The sequence below is a fragment of the Aeoliella fuhlenseeensis genome (assembly GCF_052161615.1).
GTDB lineage: Bacteria > Planctomycetota > Planctomycetia > Pirellulales > Lacipirellulaceae > Aeoliella.
The window spans coordinates 4,096,572-4,121,808 of the sequence record NZ_CP197417.1 but is presented as its reverse complement, the minus strand read 5'-3'; the positions used below and the strand labels follow the sequence as shown (position 1 = coordinate 4,121,808).

Below are 25,237 nucleotides of genomic sequence, written 5' to 3'. Positions count from 1 at the left end.
AGATTCGCCCGCGTATCGCCACTCACGATTTCGCGGACTTTCTCTATCCATGGAACCCCGAAAGCACCTGATCGGGCCGGGTCTCGGCATCGTTTTCTGCCGGTTCCTTGAGTTGTTCGTCCGCGGGTGGGGATGGCACCTCTTCCACTGGCATCGGTGCGGCATCCAGCAGCGGGCCGAGTTCTTTCAGCACTTCCTTAGCGTCCAGAGTGTCGGCCGAAGGATTGCAGCCCTGGCCCGGGAACAAGTCGCTCGGATACACCGGCAAATTGGTCAGGTAGTCGGTATACGGCACCTGCGATTCGATGCGGATGCCTCGATTATCGATCTCCATGATGCCCAGGTCGAACTCCAGGGCCATCTGCTGTACCGCGTAGTCTACCCACACGCTCAGGAAGTCGTTTTGGACATTCAAAAGGTCCGACAGCGACTGCACCAAGTCGCGGGCGGCCGTATCGCCGAACTCCAGCACGGCTCCCGGCTGCGGAGGTTCGCTCAGGCGAAGCTGCGTAAGGTCGACCTGCGAAATGGCCAACTGCACGGCTGCGCGGCGGAGCTCGATGTTGATTTCATCGAGACGAAGTTGCCTTAATGTGTTTCGCAGCCCCAAGTAAACTTGGTCGCGATACTCGTAGTAGCTGCGGCGAGCTTGCTGGTATTCGATGAGCGACTGCCGATACACGTTCCGCTCGGCGAGCCGCGTCAGCGGCGCGTCGAATCGCAGACCCAATCGAATGGCGCTGTTCTTCATGTTCAGGTCGAACGGATTCTGACCAATGTTGCCTACGTCGCCATTGATCACCATGTCGACGCCACTTTGCAGCTCGTTGGCGTTGAAGTAAATCAGACGCCACGAGTCGACCAGGTTGGAGCGGGCATTCTTCCAGTCCTGGCGGTACGCGCTAGCAATGGCCAGGGCTTGCGGTGGTTGCAGTTCCACGGGCTTGATAGTCACGGTCTCCAGGCGAACACTCGCTTGCAGCAAAGATAGCTCTAGTAGCTCGCCCGACGTTCTTGCCAATAGATCGGTCGTCCCGCGTAAATCGGCTTCGAGCGTCCCTTGCGCATTACTCCCCAGCGCGGCGAGGTCGGCCTTGGTTTTCTCGAACACCTGCGTCAGACGGACAAACTCTTGCTTCCGGCCCGCGATGTACTCATCGAGCCGCTGGGTGCTGAGTAGGCGCGTGTCAATGTCGGCCTCCACCACTTCGGGCCGGCTAACAAGCTGTTCGAGCGATGCCCGCCGTTGGGGCAGGGCGGCATCGAGCAGTACAAAGTCTTGCTCGACTCCAGCTACCCGCTGACTGATGGCGGCAACCAGTTCCTCAATGGCGGTGTGCGTGGCACGAAGCTCCATGGCAATTTGAGCGCGGAGCGCTTCGTTATTGTCGCCGGCTTCGATAAGCTGCTGTCGACGATCGCGCAAGGCATCGAGCACCGTTGCGACGTCGAACTTCAAACCTTCGAGATCAGGATCCAATAGGTTGAACCGGTCGAGGTAAGGGTCCTTAACCACCATCTCGAGTTCAGGTGGTAAACCGATTCGTGTCTGGAAGGCCTCGCGCGTGGCGCGGTAGGAGTTCTCTTGTTGGAGCAACAAGCTCTGTGCGTTGAACAACGCTTGGCGAGCAAGGTCAACTTGGAATCGGTCGATTCGGCCCGCTTCGAACGTGGCTTCGAGCTGCGAGACACTGGTCTTCAGTGCCGCGACGTTGGCCCGCTGATTGCGAATTTGCTGCTGTACTTGCAACAGGCCAATGAAGCCGCCCGCCTGTGCAGCACCAGCGCCGCCGGTGAAGCCGTTGCCGCCGTTGCCGAAGAATCCACCAAAACCACCGACGCGGCCGAAGCCGCCGCCACCCACGCCGGTAAAGCCTTCGAGGCCTGCGCCACCGAAGAAGCCACCACGCCGCGAAGGTCCTGCACCAGCATCGCGGCCGGTCATCACCTGGACGTAAAACCCTCGGCGATAGCGATCCATTTGCCGAACGTTGGCGAGCAACGACCGCTCCGCGATTGTTAGACGTTCGAGCACCACCGTTCGCCCACCCGCGCGAAGCAGCGGTTGTATCATGCTAAAGTCGAGCAGCGAGGTGCCCGTGTAGTTGTCGGTGCCGGAGAATTGCCACACCAGCGAGTTCGCAAAGCCGACGACGAACTCGCCACCGGTTGCTGTGAGAGTTTCCGCACGATAGCGATTGTTGTCGATGCTCGGGCCGGCCGCGGCACTCGAAGGGGCCACGTGCAGCGTGCTTTCGCCGCCGCGGAAGGAGCCCTCGTTCTGGTAGACAATCTGCGATCCGCCAAAGAACTGCGTATCGAACCGGAATCGCTCGAACGACACGTCGAGCGCCGACAGGTATAGCTCTTCGAGTTGCTCTTGATAGTTGGGCGAATGCAGCAGCGCGAGTTCCATCGCCGACTGCTGATCAAGTTTGACCTCGCCCTCCGGATCGACGGGCAGGTATTGGTGCCAAGAGGGATTGTCCACAAAGCTGGTCTTCGGCAACTTCTGCCACTCGGCCGAGCCACGTTTCCCATCAATGCATTCAAGGTACTTTGCCGCCGCGGGATCGTCCGGGGGCATTGGTTCGAGATCGGGATCGAAAGGGTCGAACATGCGCGACCGCGGATCGATGTTGATGCCGTAACTTCCGGGGATACCTTCCGCGGGGATCGCCTTCTGGTTTACCAAGCACTCCGCCTGCCGGTCCGCCTGCCGACGGTAAAACGTTGGGCTGCAACCCAGCGTTGCTAGCAGCAGGCTGCCGAGGCAAACGATCGTGGCGAGTCGGAACGACATGCGGCGAATTCGTCGAGTGAAAAGCGAAACGGGAGGAAACGACCTCGGCGCGCACTGATGCGCATGCTTCGTTCTTCGTCGCGTACGTTTGGTAGACTTTAACGGTTGTGCCGATTGTGCGGTCTGACGTTGCGGAGTGCTTGCCGTTGTGTTACAAGCTCGCCCGCGAACTTTTCTTCACTCTTTTCACAACTTTTCTCAAGAAGTCATTGGCTACCTGCCGAGCGGCGGGGCCAGTGATAGCTGGGAGTCACTTCATGGTGAACCTGCCCGTGCGCATGGCGCTTGGTCGGCAATGGCAGTCGCTGCCCTCATTTTCCGTTGCGCTGTTCGTTGGCTTGTCGCTGACGTTAGTCTCCACAGCAAATGGACAAGGGATGGCGTGGTCGCCCCAACGTGGCGGACAACCCCGTTCGCTGGCGCAGCTAGCGGCCGACCCCAATGCCGCAGGGCCTGCGATCGCTGCGCAGCCACAGATGCAGCAAGCACTCCTGATTCGCAATCCCGACCCGAGTGATGGCACCAGCGAATACGCGCTCGCCGATCAGTTCGGCCGCGTGCAGCGCTACGTCGAGGAGTCGCCGGGCATCGATCTGGCATCCCACGTTGGTGAGCGCGTCACCGTGCGGAGCGATACGGGGACGACCCTGCTGGCCTCGCAGCTTAACTTGGTCGGCACTACAAGCCCATCGCAACAGTTCCCCGTGATGCAAGCCGCGCACCATTACCCCACAATGCAGGCGGCGCATCAGCAGCCTATTGCGCAGCGTATGCAAGCCGGCGCCCCCGCGCATCGCGTCGCACAAGTCGCCCCAGTTGTGGTCGACGACTTCGGAATGGTCCAGGGTGGCATGGCGGGTGGCGGTTCGATGTGCAACTGCCCTAACTGCATGGCGAGCCAGCAGATGATGCCCTCGGCCACAGGATTCGTGAATGCTTATGATCCGTGCAGCAGTTGCTCCAGCTGCCAGAACTACTCGCCCTACTACATGAGCCAGGACAACGGCTTCAACCCAAGCTGCAACCGTGGATCGCGAGGTCGGTTCTACGGCAGTGCCGAGTACCTGCTCTGGTGGATCGATGGCATGCACACGCCGCCACTTGTCACTGGCAGTCCGCAAGGCACGCCGCAAGCACAAGCGGGTGTGCTGGGCCAACCGAACACCACCGTGCTATTCGGCGACTCGTATATTCTCGATGGCAGCCGCGACGGGCTTCGCTTCCAGGCCGGCAGTTGGTTCAACGACTATCAGGACTTGGCCATCGAAGGCGATGTGTTTTTCTTTGAGACTTCGTCCACCGCTTTCAGTGCTACCGGCGACAATGGCTTTCCGATTCTCGCGCGGCCATTCTTCAACATGGTACCCGTCGACGCGTTCGGCGATTTCCTTCCGCCGGCCGAAGATGCGGAGTTGGTGTCGTACCCAAATGTGGTCGAAGGCAACGTAACCGTAAACGCCCGCAGTGAGTTCGGCGGTGCCGGCTTGCGACTCCGCGCCGCGATCTGCTGCAAAGAAATTGGCGCTACGTGCACGCCATGCGGTCCCCCCACGCCACCCAGCGCCGTCTCCCGCATCGACGTGCTTGGCGGATATCGTTACCTGAGCCTACAGGAACGCCTGATGATCACCGAGGATCTGACGTCACTCTCGACCATCAATCCCGGCAGCTTCGACATCAACGATCGCTTCGAAACCTCCAACGAGTTCCACGGCGGCGACGTCGGTTTCATCTGGGAATGGGAGTCGACGCGTTTCACCCTCGAGTTCCTCAGCAAGCTGGCCATTGGTAGCACGCGTCAGAAGGTGACCATCGATGGTTCGACCACCGTTAGCGATGGCAACAACAGCTTCACCGAGCAAGGCGGTCTGTTGGCGCTCCGCAGCAACATCGGCGACTACGATCGCAACCAATTCAGCGTCATCCCCGAGATTGGTCTCAAGGCGGGATATAAAGTCACGCCACGTCTGCGAGCCACTATTGGCTACACGCTGATCTACTGGACCAACGTCGCGCGGCCGGGCGACCAGATTGACCTCGACATCAATCCCAACCTCCTACCACCGATCGTCGAGCCCGTCGATGGCCCCGAGCGCCCCCGATTTATCTGGGACGACTCCAATTTGCTGGCGCACGGATTCAACGCAGGACTCGATTTCCGTTTCTAGGAACGAGCGTAGCCTAAGCCGGCCGGATTACGCCGTACCGCTGACATTTGTTGCGGAAATAGTAGCGGAAGATCGCAAGCCCCTCCGGCCAAGCGCATTGAGAAGTTACACCGCGATGCTATCACTGCAATCATCGACTTTACCGATTCTGTAAAGTTTAAGGGTTCCCCTCCATAGTCGGGGGCTCATCCAGTCGATAGAAGTAACGCTGTGCGCGCGAGTCCGTGCTTGCAGCCTTGCTTATCCAGTGCAAAGCCGCCGCGATGGTACGCGGGCTTTGTTCTCCTCCGACACCATGAGCACTCTGATGAATTGCCGCTTCGAGCGTTTGGAAGACCGTCGCGTGATGGCGACCGACTTGGGACAGATCTCGGGCGTCGTGCTCAACGACCTTCAGAACGATGGTAACACCGCGAACGACATCGCCGTCGTCGGTCTTCCCGTCACGCTCTACCGCGATGGCAACGCCAACGGAACGTTCGACGGGGCCGGCACCGATACCATCTACGGATCTGCGACCGTCACCGACAGTGCCGGCGAATACACTTTTACGGGTATCGAAGCGGGCACGTACTTCGTGCGCATCACCCCCACCTCGGGCCAGCAAACGCTCGCGGGTGGCGACATCGCCACCATCACGTTCGACGCGACCGAAGCCATGGGCGTGACCGCGATTGTGGTCGACGACTTCAGCACACCGCAAACCGTAACCGCCAGCCGCTCGGTCTCGGACACGGGGATCACCGATGCTTCGGACGCCGATGGGGCCAACAGCAATGCCGGCGGTGTCCGCGATCTCTACGTCAACGCGACGACCGATGGCAACGTCACACTCACGTCGTTCTTCAGCGGTAGCAATCGACTGAGCCTCGAATCGAGTACTGGCACCGAGGGTGTCGCGCGAGTGACTTGGGACGGCGTCGATGGCAACGGCGACACCGTCGACCCGGACAACCTGAGCCTCGACTTCTCGAACAATGGCAGCAACACCGGCGTGCTGGTTCGCATGTCCGCGGACCGCGTCGGCGCGGAAGTCGTGCTGCGACTTACAAGTGGCTCTGGCAACTCAGCCCAGGCAACTGTTCCGATCACCGACCTCGACGGCCTCGATGGCGACGCCGACGAGGAACTAGTCATCCCCTTTAGCGCTTTCACCGAGAGCGTAACAGGGACCGGCGTCGACTTCAGCAACATTACCGCGATCGAGATGATCATCGATTTCCAAGACCCGTCGCTTGCGGGTCTTGATGCGCTCGTCGAAGTGGTCGGTGTAGTCGGTGCCACGGTGAAAACCGCCGATTTTTCAGTGCTGAATCGCATGAGCATTGGCGATCGCGTCTTCGCCGACATCGATAACGACGGAGTCCTCGACGCCGGCGAGTCGGGTATCGCTGGGGTCGTTGTCTCCCTTTACGAAGACACCAACGCCGACGGAACCTACACCGATGGCGTCGATGCCTTCCTCGCTGACGACACGACCGACTCTTCGGGCTTCTATCTGTTCGAAGACCTGCTGCCCGGCGACTACGTGCTTCGTATCGCCGCCTCCGAGTTCGGTGCAAGCGAACCGCTCAATGGCCTTGCCTCATCCACCGGCAACGAAACCGCCGGCCTCGCACCCGATCCCGACAACAACGTCAACAACGACGACAATGGTTACGCCCTCGCTAGTTTCGGCGTGGTCACGCAGGCGATCGCGCTCACTGGCAACGCCGAGCCTACGAACGACGGTGACTCCGACAACAACACCAACCTCACCGTCGATTTCGGCTTCTACGGTTTTGACCTCGTGATCGACAAGAGCGCGAACCTGTCCGCAGTGCCTGCCGGTGGTTCGCTCGTTTACACGATCGACGTGACGAACAACGGCCCTTCGACCGCTTCGGGGGTCACGTTCAGCGATACCCTGCCGACGGGCGTTACGTTCGACTCGGGAAGCACCAGCGTGGGTGGCTTGTCCCACGCAAGCGGTGTCGTCACCGCGAACCTCGGCAACATTGCCCCGGGTGCGACCGTCACGGTCACCATCAACGTCGACGTGAATGGCAACGCGACGGGGACGCTCACCAATACCGCGACGGTTGCCGCGCCCAACGAATCGAATACCAGCAACAATACTTCCTCCGTTGGCACCAGCGTGCAGCAGGTAATCGATCTGGCGGTCACCAAGGTCGACAACGACGGCGGCGCAAACGTCACGCCGGGCGAGACGATCGTCTACACAGTGACCGTCGTCAACAACGGCCCGTCGACCGCCACGAACGTAGTCCTCACGGACATACTGCCGAGCAACGTGACGTTCAACGCGGGAAGCTCTTCGGTACCAACTTCGAATGTTGGGGGTGTGCTGACTTACAACATAGGGTCGCTTGCTCCCTCGGTGAGCAGCATCATCACCATTGCAGTGGTAGTCGACGACGACTTCGTCGGCACCGTCACCAACACCGCGAGCGCCACCGCCAACGAGTTCGAAACCAACCCGGCAAACAACTCGGCGAGTTCTTCGTCGGTCGTGGCGGTCGAACCAGGCTCGATCTCGGGTACCGTGTTCGTCGACCGCAACAACAATGGCGTCCAGGAGTCCAACGACCCTGGCATCGCAGGGGTAGTCATCACGCTCACGGGCATCGACTTCACTTCGGCGAACGTCAGCCGCACCACGGTGACCGGCACCAACGGCACCTACACCTTCGCGAACCTCTTGCCCGGCACCTACCAAGTAGTCGAGTCGCACCCCACGTTCTACCCGGACGGCCAGGACAGCCTCGGATCCATCGGAGGCTCACTCGCCAACGATCAGATTTCGAATATCGAGCTCGAAGGCGGCGTCGACGCCGTGGCGTACAACTTCGCCGAACTCCCCCCCACCCTCAGCAAACGCCGCTTCCTGGCGTCGAGCGTATAATGGCGATTTCACGAAGAGCTCCTACAATCCACCAAACAGAAAAAGCCCTCGCAAGTCTTGCGAGGGCTTTTTCTATGTCGGAGCGGAGAGGACAGGATTCGAACCTGCGGACCGGTTCCCCGGTCACCGATTTAGCAAACCGGCGCTTTCGGCCACTCAGCCACCTCTCCAGGTGGGCACAGGAAACGACGTTCGTTCCTGCCCGAAGTTGTCTATTCTACGTCGCCCAGGGGGGGATGAAAAGTCCAGCCTATTTCCAGCGATTTTCTGCCGACTCGGCGTGCTTGCGAGATCTCGCAATTAGCATCGGCACTTTCCGAAGACACGCGGGCAGCTTTACGGGTTCGCACTTCTTCAGCTCCTCGCCAAGTCGTCCGCCCACGATTGAATGACCGTCTGCAGGTGGACGTTGCGGTCGACTTGGTACTCGGCGTCCAGGCAACGATCGATGCGGGCGAGGATGCGGGGAATTTCGGGCGATGCGGGGTCGGCTCGCAGGCTTCGGCGGTAATGCCGAGCGACCAAGCTCAGCACGGCGATCAGGGCGTCGCGCTTCGCCGATGCTTCCTTGCCGGCGGACTCGGCGAACTGGTGGACGATCTTACCGAGGTGCACGCTATCGATCACCGGTTTGTTCAGCACGCTTACGGCTTCGGTGTGAACTTCCCACAACTCGTCGGTCGCCATCGCCTGCGCCTGGTCGAGACTTCCATCAGCGAGCTCCGCCACGCGAGTGGCAATGGACGAGTTGCCCACCATGCCTTTCTCCACCAGCAGACTCGCCATTTCGCTCGCGCCAAGTGGTGCGAATCGCATGATCTGCGCCCGACTGCGGATCGTCGGCAACTGTCGCGACTCGCTCGTACCGATCAAAATAATCAGCGAGCGAGGCGGTGGCTCTTCGAGCGTCTTCAAGAGCGCGTTGGCCGTGTTTACGTTGAACGTGTCGGCGTGGTCGATCACCGCGACGCGGCGGTTCGAGAGTGCCGGACGCATCGAAATGTCGTGGCACAGTCCTTCGCGATTGCGGTGCTCGCCATCGCCGACGAACTGGTCGATCTGTAGCGCTCGCTTGTCCTTCTTCAGCGTCACCTCCAACAGGTCGGGGTGGTTGCCTGCCGCCATCAGTTGACATGACGCACACTGCCCGCAGGCGGCGAGCTCCTCGTCCGCCGTGTTCGGGCAGAACAAGCACTCCGCCAGACGCCGGGCGAATTGCCGCTTCCCCACGCCCCCGGGCCCGACGAACAGGTACGTGCTCGCCAGCCGCCCTTCGGCGAGGATATGCCGGAATCGATCGGCCACGGCGTCGTGGCCCACCAGGTCCATCCACATGGTCGTTTTCTGCGGGCGAAAGGAATTGAAGGAGCGATTTCTAACGCACCTCGTTATACTCCATGCTGCGGCGAAGTTCTTTCCCCCTCCCTCCGCGGACGGCGCGAGATGACCACCGAATCGACCATCACCACCCAGTGCCCGCACTGCCGCGCGAAGTTCCACGTCGAGATCGACTACATAGGTCGCCGGACGCGGTGTCCACGCTGCAAAGACCCGTTCGAGATTCGGCCCTCGAAGGATTCGCCCGAGCCACCCGAACCACCCGACCCCGAACCTGTCACGCTCGTCGGCGTGAACTGCCGGTTGTGTGGAACTCGCATGTATGGCCACATCGATCAAGTGGGCCAGCCGATGCGTTGTCCCGATTGCAACACCGAGACAAAGCTCCCTCCGCCGAAGGTCGAGCAAGGACCAATGATCCCTGCCGCGATGCTTGGCGACCAGTACGAACTCTACGAGGAAGAGGAGCAACCTTGGGGCGCGACGCTCGCCGCCGCGCAGGCCGAGATGGTTCCTGTGCACTGCCAAGTCTGCGATACCCTTCAGTACGTGGCGCCGGTGCTCGTGGGGACGATGGTCGAGTGCCCCGACTGTGGACATTCGACACGGGTTCGTCCTTCGCAAGCGAAGCCACGTGCTCGTGCCCCGCGCGAGCGAGAACTCGAAGTCGAACCCCCTTCGGAGTCGGTCGTTCATTCGACGGCCTCCGTCCACACCAAGCTGCACGACTTCGAACGACTGAGCGAAGCGGATAAGGAAGCCGCCATCGCGCGGGTTGCTACGAATCGCAAGGCTCGCCCGCAGATGACTCGATTCCCACTCCTGTCGGGGTGGGCGGCGTTTCTCGGATCGCCGGGCGTGGTGCCTCGCTGGATCGTGCTTTCCGCGATCATGAGCTGTTTTGCGGCCCTCGCCGTGTTTGCGTTTTCGATGATCTTCCAAGGCTACGGAGCGATCGCCGGCCTGTTTCTCTTGTGCGGAGCAGCGTTCATTGGCGGATTGTGGTTCGCCAATCTTTCGGCGGCCTTTGTTTCCATCGTCACCGAGAGTTCCGAGGGCAACAACCAAGTCATGGCGTGGCCTTCGGTCAATCCGGTTGACTGGATGGGCGAAACCGTCTTCGTGGTGATTGCTGGACTCGTGGCGGGCGCTCCTGGGTACGTAGCGGTGCAACTCGCGGGAGCCGATCTTCCGCTGCAACTTCTTGCCATCGCCGTTAGCACCTGGTTGTTCTTCCCGCTCATGCACCTCTCGACGCTCGAAGGCTCGTCGCCGTTCGCGCTGTTGATGCCGGGCGTTGCAGGGAGTATTCGCGAGTGGTTTGGCACGTGGGTTGTGTTCTACTTCCTTTCTGGGATGTTGCTCGGGGCGACCATTGCGAGTCTCTTGCTGCTCGATTGGGCGAGCGACTTAGGCTGGCTCCTCGGAAGCGTACCCATCGTGGGCGGTCTCCTTGCTTACGCTCGGCTCGTTGGTCGGCTCGCCTGGCGGATTCGGTACGAAGCGTGAGCACCAGCTAGCGTGCGACCCCTTGCTAGCAGACGAACAGCACGATCTTGTTGGATCAGCACCCGCCCGTTGGTCGATCTAACTTGAAGTTGATCTCTTCTCTCGCAAGTGTGAAACGCCATGGCCCTGTTTTTCGGATCGAGTCGTCAGGACAACGAACTGGGCAAGTTCCCTGCGCGTCGTCGTACCATGGCGTCGGGCGGGGTTCATCATCAGTGCGGCGAGTATCGCTTGGAGTTACTCACCACCGAGACCACCACCCCCACACGCCGCGTTCGCTACCACGTCCGCATCCTCGGCAAGCGAAACGTCCGCGTTGCCTATCTTCGCGATTACCTTTCTGCGAACACCGCCCTCGCTGCCGCCCGCAAATGGGTGGAAGATCGGGAGCAAACCATCCGGCAGAATCGCGAAGCTCTGTAAGTTGGGCGAGCTTCGAATGGCGTGGATGGAGTCGCAGTTCGTGAATATTTCACTCACTGCGACTTTACTCGTTTTTGGCCCGCCCGCGGTTTTGTCGCAAGTCCCTGCCCATCAACACTTTGCGGAGCGAGCCTCAAGTCCACTCCGTGGAGTAATGTCGCAGGGGTAAACCGCAGGTGCGACTTTACGAATTCGGAAGGGGGAATTCGGAACGGGAAAGACCCTTTAGGGTGCCTGGGGTCGAGTTCCACGAGCCCCCAGCATTTCACCCCAGGGGGGGCTCGCAGGACTCGTCCCCAGCCACCCAGCGCGTGAGCCAGGGCTCGCACCATTTGTCCATTCTTTCCGTGTTGTCAAAGAACGCATGTTCACTTTCTAGGTGAACGTGGTCATTTGAGCATACCCGAAGCGCGCTTTCTAGTCGCTTTCTCCAAAAAAGTGGAAAAAGTTGGGCGAGAAGTCGGGGGACAAAAGAGAGCCCTCGTCCCGATTTGACCGACTCATTTGTCCTGCAGGACCTCGGCCGCGCTCTTGGTGGACTTCTCCACTTCGACATCGAAGTGCTGCTTGATCGCGAAGGGGACCTTGCTCCCGTCGGGCTTGGTGAAGTGACCCTCCATCTCTAGTGTGAATGGCTGATCGCGTGTAATGACGCCAGGGATCTTGCTCGAGAGGATCGAGACGGTTCCCTTCACCACACGACCACCGCTGACGCTGTTGACTGTCTCGTACAGCCTGGCCGCGATACGCAGGGGGAGTTTCAGCTTGGAGGTGGCTGGCTCGATGGTGCCATCGTCGTAGGTGATCATTACGCTGGTGAACTCGATGTTCTGAAAACTGCCTTCGTTGTCCGTGTAGTCGAACGCCAACTGATAAGGGAGCTCGCTCTTCACCGTCCCGCCGGTCAAGGAGCTCACCTCTAAATTCGTATCGATCCAGACCCCCGGCGCCGGACCCGCGGCAGCCTGCGGGTTGGTGGGCTTGAAGGTTACCGTGTCGATCTTGTAGCTACCCGTCGGCGGGCCCACTGGACCATTGCAAGACTTTACCGCCGCAAGAAGTGCGACAAGCGACAACCCGGCGATCCCCAGAACCGAAACCTTGGCGACGCTCATCGGAAGCTCCTTATGGAAAGCAGGCGAAGTCCTCGGATGGATATCGCCTTACTGCGTAAGCCGCCCCGAGATTGTAGGCGGCCGGTTCCAAATTGCCAAAAAAGGGATCGGGGATCGAAAACAGGGAAGGAAGTAGGTGAGAAGTGCCCTACAGATCCGGACACTCTACTTTTGCGACGTGGGCTCAGAAAAACAAGTAGAATGTCCGCTTTGCGACTGTTGGAACTACCGGTGATGTTTAAGCTTCGCTGCTCTACGGAATCCGATACCGATCGCGTCCTGGAGATATGGCGTAGTGCCGTCGACGCCACGCACGACTTTCTTGCACCGCTCGATCGAGTTGCGATTGATGCCGAGGTTTCCGCTTTCTTGCCACAGGTAAGCCTGATTCTCGCCGTCGATGCCTCGGACACCCCGCAGGGATTCATGCTTCTCGGCGGTGGTCATATGGAAGCTCTGTTTGTCGACCCCGATCAATTCGGGCGCGGCATCGGAAAGGCGCTCGTCGAAGCAGCACTTGCTGATCACCCCCGGTTAACTACGGATGTGAACGAGCAGAACCCCCAGGCGCTCGGGTTCTACGAACACATGGGGTTTGAGATCGTCGGTCGCTCGACGCATGACGGGCAGGGTAGGGCTTACCCGCTGATTCACCTTCGGTATGCGAGGTGAATCGAGAAAGGAGAACGACGTCTCCGAATGGGGCTTGCCTGTTAGACCCGGGATTTATCCCGGGGGCTAGAGTGCTTACCTAACCCGGCGTAAACGCCGGGCGTAAGTTGCCTGAGTCGTGCGGGGTGAAGAGAAGGAGGCACGCTACTATTACGACGCCCATACAAATTGGTAGAATTTCCCTTTATCCTCGCTGTCCGCCGCAGCGTCGAGCGCGGCACACCGTACGGCGATGGAGATTGGCAGCAGAAGACCGCGAAGCGGTTAGGATTGGAGTCGTCGCTGAGGCCGCCGGGGCGACTGCGGAAGGTGGAAAAGTAAAATGTCCCCTTTGTCTCTCCGCCCCGCACGCACTCAGCGCAGCCGTGTTCGCCAGTACAGTCCGCGGCCAATTAGGAAAAGTCCGGCGGATAGGGCGACGTACGTGAAGATAGAACTACTATGGCGCGCCCATAGCAAACCAATTACGGAAATGGTCACCCCACCGGCAATGCTGATCAAAGTACTATCATCTTCGTGTGGTCGCATGATAGGTAGTTCTCCGAACATCAGCTTTCATTGCGCATAGTAGCTATTGTCGTATTACAGCATACGAAGCCTCTCTAGCAGATCTTCAGTGCCATCGCGCCATCTTCCATATGTGTTTAGAAGATAAAAGGGGGGCAATCTACTTTTCTGCTCCCTCCTCAGCTCCACTAGTCCTTACGCCCCAGCCCGGCGATGCGTCCGATCGCGTAGACCACCGCCCCGACTACCGTGATGGCCGAGCCGGCGAACAGCGACACCCACGCCATGCGGCCCGAGGCGGTTAGAATCTTGTCCTCGTACATGACGGTCGCGGTCGACAGCAGGCCGAAGAGCCCAATGAGTCCGCAGCCGACGCACGTGAGCACCAGACCTACCAACCGAACATTGGCCCACAGCGCTTGTGGCGAGGGGCTCACGGGGTTGGGTGGAATATTGGTGCTGTCGAAGGGGTTCATCGATTCGGCCTTTCGGAGGGAAGCTGCGTAGCGATCTGGCTGATTTTACGTAGGGTAGGTGGTTCCGCTGGCAACGAGTAGGGCGGGAGAACGCGGGAGGCTGTGACGCCAGCGGGTTCACCTACCTTAACCTCAGCCATGGTCAAAGGTGGGTGAACCTGTCGGCGGCAAGGTGGCTATGGACCCACAGTTCGATTCGCCGGCAGAACCACCCACCCTACGAAACTGCAATGGCGATCTTGCCTTGAACTCCGTTATTGGGACTCTCCAGCCGGGCGTGGGCGAGGGGGATTTCGGCCAGCGAGTAGACGGCTCCAACGTGTGGCCGCAGTTGCCCTCGCTCGACTAATGAGCTCAACTCATCCAGCTTGCCGCGGTTTTGTCGGGTGAAGACGAAGTGATAACTCGCGTTCTTGCCCCAAGCCTGAATCAGGTTCTGTGGCTGTGCAATGTCCACGATCGAAACCACCCGGCCGAGTTGCGCGAGTGCGTCGGGGCTACGCGACAAGGTGTCGCCGCCGATGGTGTCGAACACGACATCAACCCCACGCCCACTCGTTTCTCGCAGGATGGCGTCGACGTAATCCTCCTGTTGGTAGTCAATCACCACGTCGGCCCCCACGCTCCGTGCGAACTCAAAGTTCGGTTCTCGCGCGGTGGTAAATACTTGGGCGCCCGTGGCTTTTGCGAGCTGGATCGCCACATGACCGACTCCTCCCGCGCCGCCGTGCACCAGGATGCTTTCGCCGACTCTCAGCGACGCACGCACGATCAATGCTTCCCACGCCGTCCCGCCAACCAAGGTCAGGCTTGCCGCTTCAAGATGGCTCAACGCGGCAGGCTTCTTGCCGACAATGCTCTCGGCAGCCACGTGGTACTCGGCATAACTTCCGGGCCCGTCAAAGATTTGCGGGGTGTACCAGACTTCGTCTCCTGGAGAGAAGCTCGTCACGCCCGGCCCGACTTCTTCGACAACACCCGATACGTCGTGTCCGGTAATGGCCGGCAGCGGCACCAAGTCGGCGTAGTCGCCACGTCGGACCTGAAAGTCCAACGGATTGATGGAGGTTGCATGTACCCGGACCAGGACTTGCCCCGCGTGCGGCACGGGCTTGGGAAGGTCACAAAGTTGGAACGACTCGGGGCCGCCGAATGATTTAAGAACCATCGCTTTCATTGGAAGCCTCACCTATTGTCTCAATGCGTCAGCTGACAGGCTCCGTAGAATGTCTCCTATTGTCAGCCCTTTGTGTCAGCCGCTAGTCAGACTAGTTGTCTATAGATCAACTGTATCAAATAGTTGTACATCCCATCCTGATGAAGTTAATTCACAGTGGAGATCCTTGGCATACGCAAGGCATTCCTCAGGCGAGTCAAACTGACCGACAAGTTTTCCGTCCAGTTCCCTGGCAGTCGCTAAGAAAAGGGAAAAATCAATTGCTGCAATTGCGTACTGTGGATTCTGTACGTATACGCCATTCGATTCCATTTCCTGAATTGGACGGAATTTTCTTGACTCATCACATCCTGATTCTTCCGGAATTTCATGATCAAGACGCCACAGTTCATATCTAGCTTTGCCGCCTCTCGCTGCAGCAGCGACCTTTGCCGCGAACACCAAGCTAACAACCGACATTTGGACACCGTTTCATACAACCTAAATAAAACTAGAAGTAGAAAGGGGATACTCGGTTTTACTGTGTCTTTGCCCACAAGTAGAGTGTCCGCTTTTGTCAGCCTCCTTTGGCCAGCCCTTCCGTCACTTCGCCTCCGCCAGCACACCAATCGCATCGAAGTCCTGCAAACTCTCTCGCGTGAACGGAAAATATCGCGGGTCGGCGGTTCGGGTGGGGAGCGATTCGATCTGTTCGCTCGGCACGCGGGTGCCGGCGTGGGTAGGGACGAAGCGCGAATTGCCATCGCCGGCGAGCAGGGCTTCGAGGGTGCCGGGTTCGGGCGCGGCGAGTCCATACGCGGCGAGGGTGCCGGCGCCGATGCCGACGACTTGGTACGCCGTGCCCATAATAGCGCGGACGTGATGGCCGGCGGGGAGCCAGGCGAGGCTCTGATCGCCCCAACGCCACTCGGCTTCACGGAGTTTGAGGTGGCTGTTGTGGGCGAACGCGAACACCTTGCCGCCGCGGCGCTTCTCGCTTCGCGCGATATACAGCAAGTTGTCCGCCATCATCCGATCACGCTGGCCCAGGAGTTCGGCGAGGCGATTGTCCGATGGCGTGGCGACCGCGGCGTGGTAGGTGAGCAACTGGCCGGCGAGATGCAGGTCGTGGGTCGCGGCTTCGTAAAGCTCCTCTGTAGTCTTCGAGATGAGAAGCTCGGATTGTTCTCGTAATGCTTCGCTCAAGTTGCGGACTTCGACGGCGAGTTGCTGGGCCTGGGGCGAAAGGCCAATCGATTTGGTGGGGTCGAAGTTCGCCTGCTGGTTCTCCCACGCCGAGTCGTCGCCTAGGAGTTCGTTGTACCGAGATCGAAGCTCTGCGGCGCTTGGATACGAAGCGTGGTCGAGATAGTCGAGCACCGCTTCGACAAGTTGCCGGGGACTGTCGGAGTACGTCATCTCGGTGGGGGCGTCGAAGCCTTCGAACCGCAAAGGCCGCTCGCGATGGTCGGCCGTGTAAGCTCGCATCCACTCGACGAGTTCGCGATTCGCTTGGCGCTCGCCGAAGCCGTGGCTGACTCCGCTGGTCATGGCCTCTTCGAGCGTGATGTCGCCGCGGCCTTGCACGTAGTCGTTCGCCAGTCGTCCGCGCGGGTAGCTACTTTCGATGGCGATGGCCGTGTAGCCATGATGCTCGACCAGATGCTGGAACACGCGATTGCGGAGTTGCAAAAACCCTTCGACCTGATGCGTCGGCTCACCCCAGCCGAGCACCTGGACTGAGTCGCCAAGCGTTGCGAGGAGCGCGTCGACCGCACGGCCAATCGAAGCGGAATCGTCGAGGGACCACTCGAAAGACTCAGCGGCGATCCAGGTTTCGATGGTCGGATAGGTATTGGATTGGCTGCTCATGTAGTTATGGTAGCGACGGGAACGGGCTATGCAGAGGGGTGCGCAGGAGAGGGGACAAGAAGAGATTGTTTCAATTTTTGAATAGAATCTTGCGAACCAATCGAACCAGTTTACGTAAGTCTCCTCATCGCACTTCTCGTGCTAGCGGTCCATCGACACCGGGGGCATTTCCATGCAGCGGCTGCTCGCGTATTGGCTAGAGCGTTTCCGGGAACTCGATCGGCTGCTGCGGGGCGATAGTACGCGGCCCGACGCCATCGAGGGACAGACGCTCGACCTGTCGGCCCGTGGACTGGCGATTCTGTGCGTCGTACTCGCCATGTTCTACGGGGCGTGCATGGGGTCGTTCTCGCTATTGAAACCGGTGCCGGACACGCTTGCCGATCCCTACGGCCCCGTAATGCAGTTCTTCGCGTCGATGGTGAAGACGCCGGCGCTGTTTTTTCTGACGCTCCTCGTCACGTTACCCTCGCTCTACGTTGCCAACGCGCTGATTGGTTCGCGGCTCACGCTGCTGGGCATCACGCGACTGCTCGTGGGGGCGCTGGGCGTGAACATCGCGGTGCTCGCCTCGCTGGGGACGATCGTGCTGTTCTTCTCGCTCACCACGGCAAGCTATCCGTTCATTGTGCTCCTCAACGTGGTGGTGTTCGGCGTGGCGGGGGTGTTGGGTCTCATGTTTCTGCTCCAGACGCTGCACCGCGTGACTTACGACCCAGCGGAACGTGTGGTGCAGCCCACGAAGCGCCCGGTAGTGACGGAACCGTTGCCGGTGGAAGCGGTAGAAAGCCAGCCCGAGCCACTCGAGCAAACGCTCGAAGCCGTACCTGCTTATCGATCGACGCCCGAAGTCGAAGACTTGCCGTTTCGCACCCCTAGCCCGCTCGACATGCCGGCTGGGCAGTCGCTTGCGCGGCACACGCGAGTGGTGTTTCGCGTATGGATTGTGTTGTTCTCGCTCGTCGGAGCGCAGATGGGCTGGGTGCTAAGGCCCTTCATTGGCAACCCCGAGGCGGCGTTCACGTTCTTCCGCGATCGGCAATCGAACTTCTTCTCGTCGGTGTTTGGTACGCTGTTCGAAATCCTGTTCGGGGCGAGCTAACCACCTTGCCAGCGATCTTCGCCACTGCCGACGATGTACTCCGCCGTGCGGCGTGGACCGTGCGTCCCGATCGGCCGTGGCAGTCGCTCGTAAGGTTGACTCTGTGCCTGGCAGTGTTCGCTTTGCTATACGGCGCGGCGATGGGGCTGTTTCGCGGTGTGAACGGGCAGAGCGAGTGGCTCCTGCAAATGACGTACTCGGCCATCAAGGCCCCGCTGCTGTTGCTCGGATCATTCGTGGTGAGCCTGCCGAGTTTCTTTGTGATTAGCACGCTGTTCGGATTGCGGCAGGACTTCGAGCGAGCACTCCGGGCGCTGGTTGCCGCACAGGCGGGGCTCGCCGTGGCGCTGGCGTCGCTCGCGCCGCTGACGGTGCTATTTTATCTGTCCAACGACGACTACCAGCAGGCGCTGTTATTCAACGCGGCGATGTTCGCTATCGCCAGCGGGGCAGGGCAGTACTTGCTGCGGATTCATTACCGCCCCCTGATCGCGGCGAACGCAAGGCACAAGACGATGCTGATCGTGTGGGGCGTGGTCTACGCGTTCGTCGCCGTGCAACTCGCGTGGTTACTGCGACCCTTCATCGGGTCGTACGCCGAAGACGTCACCTTCCTGCGCCCCGACGCTTGGGATAATGCGTACGTGGTGGTGCTGAGGCTCGTGTGGCGAGCGATGGTGGGGAGCTGATTGCGGCGCTCTAAGTAAGCCATTGACTAACGGTCCACACTGCGATGGCAATCGCACCCGTCGCAAGACTTCCTTTAAATATCCACTTGAGCTGTGGATCGGCCGTGGGCCAACCCTCGCGGAAGCGGGCTAGGAGTGTCAGGATGCCGCCGGTGGTGTAGCCATCGATCAGTCGGTCGCGTTCGGAGACTTTTGTTTTGTGTCCGAGCGCAATGCCGAGTCCAGTGGCGAGCAGCATCGAGCCCGCGAGGGCGAAGGTGATTAGGGCGAGGATGTCGATGAGGGGCATGGAGTATTTGCGCGACTCATTTCAGTTCACCGCGACATGAACGAGAAACAGCACAACGATATGGCGATGGTTCCCATCAGTACAATGAACACAAGAAGGATTAAAACTATCTCATAAGTCATCGTGTGATTCAGAGAGCTTCGCCGAATCGAGTAGCGCAACGACAGTAGCCGAATGGCGAAGGTCGCGCCGAGGAAAAACCAAGGGACTGCCATCCATCGGAAGTCGAACGTCAGGAGGGGTAGAAGGATGGAGCCAAACGACAGTGCGAGGCTGATTGCGAACCATCGTTCCCAGGGATTTGTGTAGTTCGCCATTGCGTCTCGACGCGATACCTCTGGGGACGGAGTGGCAGTTCTAGTCTAACCGCCATGCGCCGGATCGGCGCTCCGCTTGATCCGGCCTACGGGAGCTACTTCACTGCTTGGCGGCTTAGCACCGACTGGATCGCTTGGCGGACTTCGCGTTGTTTCACGGGCATCGTGAGCACGGCGCGGTGTTCGGCGGTGTGGGCTTCGGGGGCCCACGCGGCGTGGGCTTCGTCCAAGAGCAAGACGGCGGGGATTTCGCGCGTGGCGGTTTCCTGGCCGAAGCGGTTGAAGCCTTCGAGAGCCGCGCGGCCAATGTCGCCGGAGCTGAACAGCAGCACTTCGGCGGCCTGGGCGTCGGTGTAGAAGCGGTCGATCGCGCGGTCGGGATCGCTCGCCACCAAAACGCGGTAGCCATTCTGCTTGAACAGTTCGCGAAGCAGGTCCTGCATCTTCACGTTCGACTCGACCACCATCAGCCGGCGTGGTTCGCCCTGGTCGTCGTGGCCCTCGCTGCTGGCGAGTTCGTTCCGCGTTTGCTGACCACTGCCGCGCTCGTTGAGTCGTTTGGCGGCAATCTTCAGCTCAGCCAGCATCTCGGCGGGCGTTTGGTAACGCTTCGAGGCTTCGAACTCGATGGCGCGGTTGATTACCTTGGCGAACGTCGGTGGCACGTTGGGCGCAACGCTCGCGATCGGCGGGATGTTTTGGAACGTCGCCTTGCTGAGCTGCTTGCCGCGGTCCCGGCCTTCGGGCATTGGCGACCGGCCGCTGAGCATGTGGTAGAAGATGCAGCCGGCGAAAAAGATATCGCTACGGGTATCGTCCTTGCGGACACCGGTCGCGCGTTCGAGTGCGGCGTACTCGACGGTGCGTTTGACGCCCGCCTCGCCCGCGGCTTCGTTCTCGAGGGCCGCGAGGCCGAAATCGAGCAGCTTCGCTTCGCCATCGCTCGACACCAGGACATTCGACATCTTGAGGTCGCGGTGCGTGACGCCCTGTTGGAAAGCGTAGTTCAGACCAGAGAGCATGCCTTCGAGGATGCGCGCGGCCTCCATCGGCTCGAACACACGCCGGACGCGCGTGAACTCGCGAAGGTTACGACCCTCGATGAAGTCCATAACGATGTAATGGACATCACGCTTAGAGAACACCTCGTGAATCGCCACGATGTTGGGGTGCTTAAGCGACGCGCCGAGTTCGCCTTCGCGCCGGAACGCCTCGGCAAACTCGTTGATGAAGCGGTTGCGGAGCACCTTGACCGCGAACACCTCGCCCGTGGTGGTGTGCACGGCGCGGAACACGCGGGCGAACGTACCAGCGCCAACGCAGTACAGCACCTTGTAATCGCCATAGAAGTAGCCCCCTTTGAGGCCCTTCATGACGCGTTCGAGCTGGTACTGAGTCAGCAGGTTGCGGCGGAGCAGTTCCTGCGACAGCGTGTGCAGGTCGACGGTGCGGGTGCCTAGCTCGCCGCGCACGGTTTGTAGGTCGCGATGGTCGAGTACTCCGACCTCCATCGCGCTTTGCGCTAGTTCGTCCGCGGTGGTAATAGTCGACATCGGGGGTGGGCTCATCCCTGGCCGCGGCGGACGAATCGTTTCCTACCGCTGGCGCTTAAGCTTTATTCGCACAAGTCCGTGCCTGGGGCGCGAATAGGGCGCTGCTTGCCGTCCTACCTTCTAGAAGGTCATGTCACCTTTGGAAGGGGATGACCTCTTTAGCAGGGTAGTCGCGTGGGCAGACGCGAACTATTCGCCAAACGTTGACGGTTCTTGGCGAAAATGGGTTCCGGTGGCTTACTCGTTTTCGAACTTCGCCTTGTACTCGTCGCGCTCGCGGCGGGTCGCCTCGAGGTCGAACATCAAGTACTTCATGTCGAGCCGCAGTTGACCGAGGGCGTCTTGAACCAAGGTGAGAATCCGCCGGCGACGCTTGGTGCTCTCTAGCACGCGGTCCAGCACGGGCAGGATTTGCTCGGAATAGTTCTCGGGCAGGCTGTGGATGAACTCGGCAAGTTGACGAACGTCGGCGGGCACTTCTTCGCTAGCAGTGACGGACTGTGGCTGCAATTCGGGCATCGACAAACTCCTGGGTGGGTGGATGCTTGATACCAATGCACGCCGCGCGCCACACCGCGCACCACGGCCGCTAGAACCGCCCGCAACCGATTATACACAAACAACTTACGAACAATCAACCACTTGGCATCACGATTCGCCGGCCCCGTAAGGCCGTTGCCGAAACACCACAAACCGATCTGGGAATGTGGCGGAAACCTTGCTAGAAGCTCAACTTACGTCTCCCTGCGCTTCTAGCGGGGCGTGGGGACTTTTCGCCACCCCGAGGGGTGGTTTGGCCACGACCAGCCGCCGTAAGTCACTTGATCCATGACCCCGAAGACCGCCATCCACTGGCCCGCGACCCGCTGGCCCGTCATGCGCGGGGTAGTGGGGCTGGTGTGGGTATGGGCGCTCTTGGCTACGCGAGTCGTGGCCGCGGACGTGGTAATCGACGAAGGGTTTGATGACCCCGAACCCTCTTGGTACGTGCGACCGGCAACCGGTGTTCGTGCGATTGCCCAACTGAGGACTCGTTCGCCCGATCCCACCAACCCCACGACCACCGAGCGAATCGTTTTGGCGTGCCCGGCTGGGTACGCGGCGCACGTAGCCCACGAAGTTGGCCAGCTCCCGGTGATCGACGAGCAAGTGATCGAAGTCGTCGTGCGTGGCAACCGACAGGCCATCCAGCTCGCCGCCGAAGTGGTCTACCCCCGCAGCATCGACCCCAAGACCGGCAAGCCCGTCCGGACGCTGGTCGAGGGGCATCGCTACTCGAATCCTGGGGGGTGGCAGAAGCTGAGCCTCGAGAAGCTGCCGCTGCTCGCCGGGCGTCACGCGCGGCTCATGAGCACCGACCCCAAAGAGAAGATCGACCCCCATGAGGCGTATGTCGAAAACGTGGTGCTGGTGGTGCCGGGCGGTACCGACCAGTCGATGATCGAGATCGACCAAATGACCATTACAGGAGTCGCAACGGCAAAGCCTGCTTTCGAAGGTCCTGCGCTCTCCTTTGGCGGCGATTCCGAGGGACCGCTGCTGCAGGCGCCTGGATCGACCGCCGTGAAAAAGGGAGAGTCGTTCCAGCCGATCACCGTCCGCCGACATGGCAACACGCTGACCGTCGAGAACCAGCCACTGGTGCCGCGGATGATCGAGTACCGCGGCGAGCCGATGGAGCTACTCGCTGACTTGGGATTCAACGCCATTTGGTTTACCGAGCCCGTCACCGAGGCCCAACTGCAAGCGGCCCGCGCGGCGAAGCTGTGGGTGGTCTGCCCACCGCCGCCGATGGACGCGCTGGCGAAACTCGAAGTCGACTCGGTGTGGCAGACGGTGCTCGCCTGGTCGTTGGGCTCGGAGCGAGACGGCCTGTCGCTCGACAGCATCGCCTCGCAAACCGAGCAGCTTCGCCGGATCGATCCGCTGAATCGGCCGCTACTCGTAGGTGCCCGTGATCAGCATCGGCGTTACGGGCAGCTTGCGGACCTACTGGTGCGCAGCGCGGCCCTCGATCTCGATGCCCAGCAAGCCCGCATGCCGCTGCCGGTGATGGGGTGTTCGCCGTGGACCCAGTTGTCGCTCGGCTGGACGCCCGAAGCTCGCAAGCAAGCACAGCTCATCGCGCCGCGTGCGAGCCACTTGGGTTGGTACGAGCCGTTGGAAATCCGCCGCGCGGTGCTCAACGCCCTCGCCACGGGGACGCGAGGACTCGCGATCCGCACCCCCGAGCGATTAGGCTCGGCGGCGCCCGAAGCGCGGCAGCTTGCCGATCAGTTGCGACTTCTCAATGACGAACTGCGACTCGTGGAACCTTGGCTGGTCTCTGGAAAGCGAACCGCGTCGACGCCAGTCGAGGGGACGGGCGTCGAGACCATGGCTTGGCAACTCGGGCGGTCGCGGCTGGTCTACATTCCCGAGCAACCCGTTTCCGTCGCGACGCTGCCACCCACGTCGAGCATCGTCGTCACTGGCTTGCCGGAAACGACGCGGGCTCATTTGCTGACGCCCGCCGGACTGCTTCCCCTCGCAGGGCAACGTGCGGCGGGAGGATACTTGGTGCAATTGCCTAGCATCGCGGCGGGTGGTTGGCTATTGCTGACCGACGACACCCGGACGCTCGCCCAGGTGCAGCAGCGCATCGGCCGTAACGCGATGCGAGCCGCGCAGTCCGAGCGAGGTCTGGCGCTCGCCGAAGTGCTGGAGCTTGAAACCGTCGAGAATCAGCTGGCCAGCCCGCGAGACAACATCGGGGCATCGCGAGTCGCGCCGCTCAAACAAGCGATTCAGCAGTGCGATCAGATGCTCGCCTCGCAGCAGGCGACGCGTACGCTCCAGTACGCGGCAGAAATCCGTCACGCCGCGGCGATCGAACGCCGCCGGGTCGAGACGCAGCAGATGTTCTCGGGCTTTGTGAGTTTGCCAACCGATCGCGAGTTACGTCTGCTCCCCACGCAGCGGGCGCTGGAGCAGTCGCTCGCCGTGCTGCCGCGAGGCGACAACATGTTGCAAGGGGGCGATTTCGAGGATCTCGCGAGTACGAAGAACGCCGGTTGGCTGCACGCCAACTACGCCCAGGCCCGACTCGACACGGGCGTGCAGTTCACCAATACCCAACCTTACCATGGCGGAGCGTCGCTGCGATTGGTGGCGCGTGACCTAGGCGACGCCGTGGAACTCGACGAGGACCCCAAACCGGTGGTGTGGATTACGTCGCCGCCAGTTGAAGTGCGCGAAGGAGGCGTGATCGAAGTCACCGGTTGGGTTCGCGTGGCCACCACCGACGCCGCATTGGGTCAGTTGATGGTCGTCGATAGCCTTGGAGGCGAGCAGTTCGCGCTACGAATCCCAACGACCACCGGCTGGCAGCCGTTCCGCATGGTTCGAACGGTGGACGAGACGAGGTCGCTGCAGATCAACTTCGCACTCACCGGCCCCGCCGTGGCGGAAGTCGACGCCGTGATGATCCGCGAAGTGCTCGGCCCTAACCGCACGGCGCGGCAAGCAGGCGAACCGCCGAAGTAACCACGCTACTTAAAGTACGCCACGGCGTTCTCGAACAGTTTCGCCCCCGCACCGGCACCCGTTAAACCGCGGCGAGTCCACTGCGGATGCTGATGGGCGAACAGGAATCGCTCGGGATGCGGCATCAACCCCAGCACGCGCCCCGTGGTGTCGCAGATGCCGGCGATGTCGGCCGAGGCACCATTGGGATTGGCAGGGAAGGGGACCTGCGGTTCGAGTGTCAAAGGCCGGTTGGTCTTCACGCCTTCGTCGGACAGCGAGTTGTATCGCAGCACCAGACGATTCGCCGCCGCGAGTGAGTCGAGTGTCGCCTGATCGCGCACCGTGAACTTGCCCTCGGCGTGGGCGATGGGGACTTCGAGATCGTCCATTCCTTGGAGGAAAACGCAATTGCCCGGCTCGACCTGAAGCCTCACCCAACGTGCCTCGTAGCGGCCGTGATCATTCCACGCGAGTGTGGCCTGGGGACCTTCGGCGTCGTCGATATCGAGCAGGCCAGTCTTCATCAGCACCTGAAAGCCGTTGCAGATTCCCAGTACCAGCTTGTCGGCTTGGCGGAATTCCTGCAGGACGTCGGCGAGTTGCTCGCGGAGCTGGTTGCCCAGGATGCGGCCCGAGGCGATGTCGTCGCCGTAGCTGAAACCGCCCGCAATCGACAACACTTGATGCTCGGCAAGCAACTGAGGATTCGCCAGTAGCTCGCGAACATGCACCGGCCGCGCGGTCGCACCGGCCTGCTCGAAGGCGAACGCGGTTTCCTTATCGCAGTTGGTGCCAGGGGCTCGAAGAACCAAAACGCGGGGGGAAGGCATGACGGT

The 25,237-nt window shown here is 60.7% G+C and carries 19 protein-coding genes and 1 tRNA gene; 8 read left to right on the top strand and 12 right to left on the bottom strand.

The window, feature by feature from the left end; genetic code table 11:
• Positions 1 to 43: 43 nt before the first annotated feature.
• A complete protein-coding gene (locus SH292x_RS16130) occupies positions 44 to 2,803 on the bottom strand; it encodes a TolC family protein (RefSeq protein WP_442482036.1) in 2,760 nt (919 codons plus the stop codon).
• A gap of 257 nt (positions 2,804 to 3,060) precedes the next feature.
• Between SH292x_RS16130 and SH292x_RS16125 the strand changes: the two genes are divergently transcribed.
• Both SH292x_RS16125 and SH292x_RS16120 read left to right on the top strand, forming a co-directional pair.
• Positions 3,061 to 4,971 (top strand): BBP7 family outer membrane beta-barrel protein, encoded by a 1,911-nt coding sequence (locus tag SH292x_RS16125; protein WP_442482035.1) that lies wholly within the window; start codon positions 3,061 to 3,063, stop codon positions 4,969 to 4,971.
• A gap of 307 nt (positions 4,972 to 5,278) precedes the next feature.
• Positions 5,279 to 7,876 carry an SdrD B-like domain-containing protein gene (locus SH292x_RS16120; RefSeq protein WP_442482034.1) on the top strand — a complete coding sequence of 866 codons (2,598 nt, stop codon included), beginning with the start codon at positions 5,279 to 5,281 and terminating at the stop codon, positions 7,874 to 7,876.
• A gap of 83 nt (positions 7,877 to 7,959) precedes the next feature.
• Here the strand turns inward: SH292x_RS16120 and SH292x_RS16115 are convergent.
• A tRNA-Ser gene (locus SH292x_RS16115) sits at positions 7,960 to 8,046 on the bottom strand.
• 184 nt (positions 8,047 to 8,230) lie between these two features.
• Positions 8,231 to 9,211 (bottom strand): DNA polymerase III subunit, encoded by a 981-nt coding sequence (locus tag SH292x_RS16110; RefSeq protein ID WP_442482033.1) that lies wholly within the window; start codon positions 9,209 to 9,211, stop codon positions 8,231 to 8,233.
• A 108-nt stretch (positions 9,212 to 9,319) separates the two neighbouring features.
• Here SH292x_RS16110 and SH292x_RS16105 point away from each other — a divergent pair, with 108 nt between their 5' ends.
• Both SH292x_RS16105 and SH292x_RS16100 read left to right on the top strand, forming a co-directional pair.
• Positions 9,320 to 10,723, top strand: coding sequence for an MJ0042-type zinc finger domain-containing protein (locus SH292x_RS16105; RefSeq protein ID WP_442482032.1), 1,404 nt, complete (start codon positions 9,320 to 9,322; stop codon positions 10,721 to 10,723).
• Between the two features lie 120 nt (positions 10,724 to 10,843).
• Complete coding sequence (locus tag SH292x_RS16100; RefSeq protein WP_442482031.1) at positions 10,844 to 11,146, top strand: hypothetical protein; 303 nt, start codon at positions 10,844 to 10,846, stop codon at positions 11,144 to 11,146.
• A gap of 500 nt (positions 11,147 to 11,646) precedes the next feature.
• On the opposite strand, the gene SH292x_RS16095 is transcribed toward SH292x_RS16100, so the two are convergent.
• On the bottom strand, positions 11,647 to 12,261 hold the full coding sequence (locus tag SH292x_RS16095) for a hypothetical protein (protein ID WP_442482030.1): 615 nt from the start codon (positions 12,259 to 12,261) through the stop codon (positions 11,647 to 11,649).
• Positions 12,262 to 12,462: 201 nt separating this feature from the next.
• On the opposite strand from SH292x_RS16095, the gene SH292x_RS16090 reads away from it, so the two are divergent.
• Positions 12,463 to 12,933, top strand: a complete 471-nt coding sequence (locus SH292x_RS16090) for an acetyltransferase (RefSeq protein WP_442482029.1) — start codon at positions 12,463 to 12,465, stop codon at positions 12,931 to 12,933.
• Between the two features lie 695 nt (positions 12,934 to 13,628).
• On the opposite strand, the gene SH292x_RS16085 is transcribed toward SH292x_RS16090, so the two are convergent.
• The 4 genes from SH292x_RS16085 to SH292x_RS16070 all read right to left on the bottom strand — a co-directional run bounded on the left by SH292x_RS16085 (position 13,629) and on the right by SH292x_RS16070 (position 16,944).
• Positions 13,629 to 13,916, bottom strand: a complete 288-nt coding sequence (locus SH292x_RS16085; protein WP_442482028.1) for a hypothetical protein — start codon at positions 13,914 to 13,916, stop codon at positions 13,629 to 13,631.
• Positions 13,917 to 14,133: 217 nt separating this feature from the next.
• The gene (locus SH292x_RS16080) at positions 14,134 to 15,093 is read right to left on the bottom strand and encodes a zinc-dependent alcohol dehydrogenase family protein (RefSeq protein ID WP_442482027.1); all 960 of its coding nucleotides are present in this window, start codon (positions 15,091 to 15,093) and stop codon (positions 14,134 to 14,136) included.
• Between the two features lie 99 nt (positions 15,094 to 15,192).
• Positions 15,193 to 15,552 carry a hypothetical protein gene (locus tag SH292x_RS16075; protein WP_442482026.1) on the bottom strand — a complete coding sequence of 120 codons (360 nt, stop codon included), beginning with the start codon at positions 15,550 to 15,552 and terminating at the stop codon, positions 15,193 to 15,195.
• A gap of 123 nt (positions 15,553 to 15,675) precedes the next feature.
• The gene (locus SH292x_RS16070) at positions 15,676 to 16,944 is read right to left on the bottom strand and encodes an erythromycin esterase family protein (RefSeq protein WP_442482025.1); all 1,269 of its coding nucleotides are present in this window, start codon (positions 16,942 to 16,944) and stop codon (positions 15,676 to 15,678) included.
• Positions 16,945 to 17,116: 172 nt separating this feature from the next.
• Here SH292x_RS16070 and SH292x_RS16065 point away from each other — a divergent pair, with 172 nt between their 5' ends.
• Together SH292x_RS16065 and SH292x_RS16060 are read left to right on the top strand one after the other, a co-directional pair.
• Complete coding sequence (locus SH292x_RS16065) at positions 17,117 to 18,046, top strand: hypothetical protein (protein ID WP_442482024.1); 930 nt, start codon at positions 17,117 to 17,119, stop codon at positions 18,044 to 18,046.
• Positions 18,047 to 18,051: 5 nt separating this feature from the next.
• A complete protein-coding gene (locus tag SH292x_RS16060; RefSeq protein ID WP_442482023.1) occupies positions 18,052 to 18,735 on the top strand; it encodes a hypothetical protein in 684 nt (227 codons plus the stop codon).
• A 10-nt stretch (positions 18,736 to 18,745) separates the two neighbouring features.
• Here SH292x_RS16060 and SH292x_RS16055 read toward each other — a convergent pair whose 3' ends face one another.
• The 3 genes from SH292x_RS16055 to SH292x_RS16045 form a co-directional block, all read right to left on the bottom strand.
• Positions 18,746 to 19,024: a hypothetical protein gene (locus SH292x_RS16055; RefSeq protein ID WP_442482022.1), complete on the bottom strand. Its 279-nt coding sequence runs from the start codon at positions 19,022 to 19,024 to the stop codon at positions 18,746 to 18,748.
• A gap of 412 nt (positions 19,025 to 19,436) precedes the next feature.
• Complete coding sequence (locus tag SH292x_RS16050; protein ID WP_442482021.1) at positions 19,437 to 20,894, bottom strand: serine/threonine protein kinase; 1,458 nt, start codon at positions 20,892 to 20,894, stop codon at positions 19,437 to 19,439.
• Positions 20,895 to 21,131: 237 nt separating this feature from the next.
• Positions 21,132 to 21,413: a transcriptional regulator gene (locus SH292x_RS16045; protein ID WP_442482020.1), complete on the bottom strand. Its 282-nt coding sequence runs from the start codon at positions 21,411 to 21,413 to the stop codon at positions 21,132 to 21,134.
• 309 nt (positions 21,414 to 21,722) lie between these two features.
• On the opposite strand from SH292x_RS16045, the gene SH292x_RS16040 reads away from it, so the two are divergent.
• Entirely contained in the window at positions 21,723 to 24,419 is a 2,697-nt protein-coding gene (locus SH292x_RS16040; protein WP_442482019.1) for a hypothetical protein, read from the top strand.
• A 5-nt stretch (positions 24,420 to 24,424) separates the two neighbouring features.
• Here SH292x_RS16040 and SH292x_RS16035 read toward each other — a convergent pair whose 3' ends face one another.
• Positions 24,425 to 25,231, bottom strand: coding sequence for a phosphoribosylformylglycinamidine synthase subunit PurQ (locus SH292x_RS16035; RefSeq protein ID WP_442482018.1), 807 nt, complete (start codon positions 25,229 to 25,231; stop codon positions 24,425 to 24,427).
• Positions 25,232 to 25,237: the final 6 nt, after the last annotated feature.

Coding starts and splice junctions, on each gene's coding strand:
- SH292x_RS16125 (WP_442482035.1), top strand. CDS start 3,061: ATGGTGAACCTGCCCGTGCGCATGGCGCTTGGTCGGCAATGGCAGTCG.
- SH292x_RS16105 (WP_442482032.1), top strand. CDS start 9,320: ATGACCACCGAATCGACCATCACCACCCAGTGCCCGCACTGCCGCGCG.
- SH292x_RS16045 (WP_442482020.1), bottom strand. CDS start 21,413: ATGCCCGAATTGCAGCCACAGTCCGTCACTGCTAGCGAAGAAGTGCCC.
- SH292x_RS16085 (WP_442482028.1), bottom strand. CDS start 13,916: ATGAACCCCTTCGACAGCACCAATATTCCACCCAACCCCGTGAGCCCC.
- SH292x_RS16090 (WP_442482029.1), top strand. CDS start 12,463: ATGTCCGCTTTGCGACTGTTGGAACTACCGGTGATGTTTAAGCTTCGC.
- SH292x_RS16095 (WP_442482030.1), bottom strand. CDS start 12,261: ATGAGCGTCGCCAAGGTTTCGGTTCTGGGGATCGCCGGGTTGTCGCTT.
- SH292x_RS16120 (WP_442482034.1), top strand. CDS start 5,279: ATGAATTGCCGCTTCGAGCGTTTGGAAGACCGTCGCGTGATGGCGACC.
- SH292x_RS16055 (WP_442482022.1), bottom strand. CDS start 19,024: ATGCCCCTCATCGACATCCTCGCCCTAATCACCTTCGCCCTCGCGGGC.
- SH292x_RS16080 (WP_442482027.1), bottom strand. CDS start 15,093: ATGAAAGCGATGGTTCTTAAATCATTCGGCGGCCCCGAGTCGTTCCAA.
- SH292x_RS16065 (WP_442482024.1), top strand. CDS start 17,117: ATGCAGCGGCTGCTCGCGTATTGGCTAGAGCGTTTCCGGGAACTCGAT.
- SH292x_RS16130 (WP_442482036.1), bottom strand. CDS start 2,803: ATGTCGTTCCGACTCGCCACGATCGTTTGCCTCGGCAGCCTGCTGCTA.
- SH292x_RS16050 (WP_442482021.1), bottom strand. CDS start 20,894: ATGTCGACTATTACCACCGCGGACGAACTAGCGCAAAGCGCGATGGAG.
- SH292x_RS16100 (WP_442482031.1), top strand. CDS start 10,844: ATGGCCCTGTTTTTCGGATCGAGTCGTCAGGACAACGAACTGGGCAAG.
- SH292x_RS16040 (WP_442482019.1), top strand. CDS start 21,723: ATGACCCCGAAGACCGCCATCCACTGGCCCGCGACCCGCTGGCCCGTC.
- SH292x_RS16110 (WP_442482033.1), bottom strand. CDS start 9,211: ATGTGGATGGACCTGGTGGGCCACGACGCCGTGGCCGATCGATTCCGG.
- SH292x_RS16070 (WP_442482025.1), bottom strand. CDS start 16,944: ATGAGCAGCCAATCCAATACCTATCCGACCATCGAAACCTGGATCGCC.
- SH292x_RS16035 (WP_442482018.1), bottom strand. CDS start 25,231: ATGCCTTCCCCCCGCGTTTTGGTTCTTCGAGCCCCTGGCACCAACTGC.
- SH292x_RS16075 (WP_442482026.1), bottom strand. CDS start 15,552: ATGTCGGTTGTTAGCTTGGTGTTCGCGGCAAAGGTCGCTGCTGCAGCG.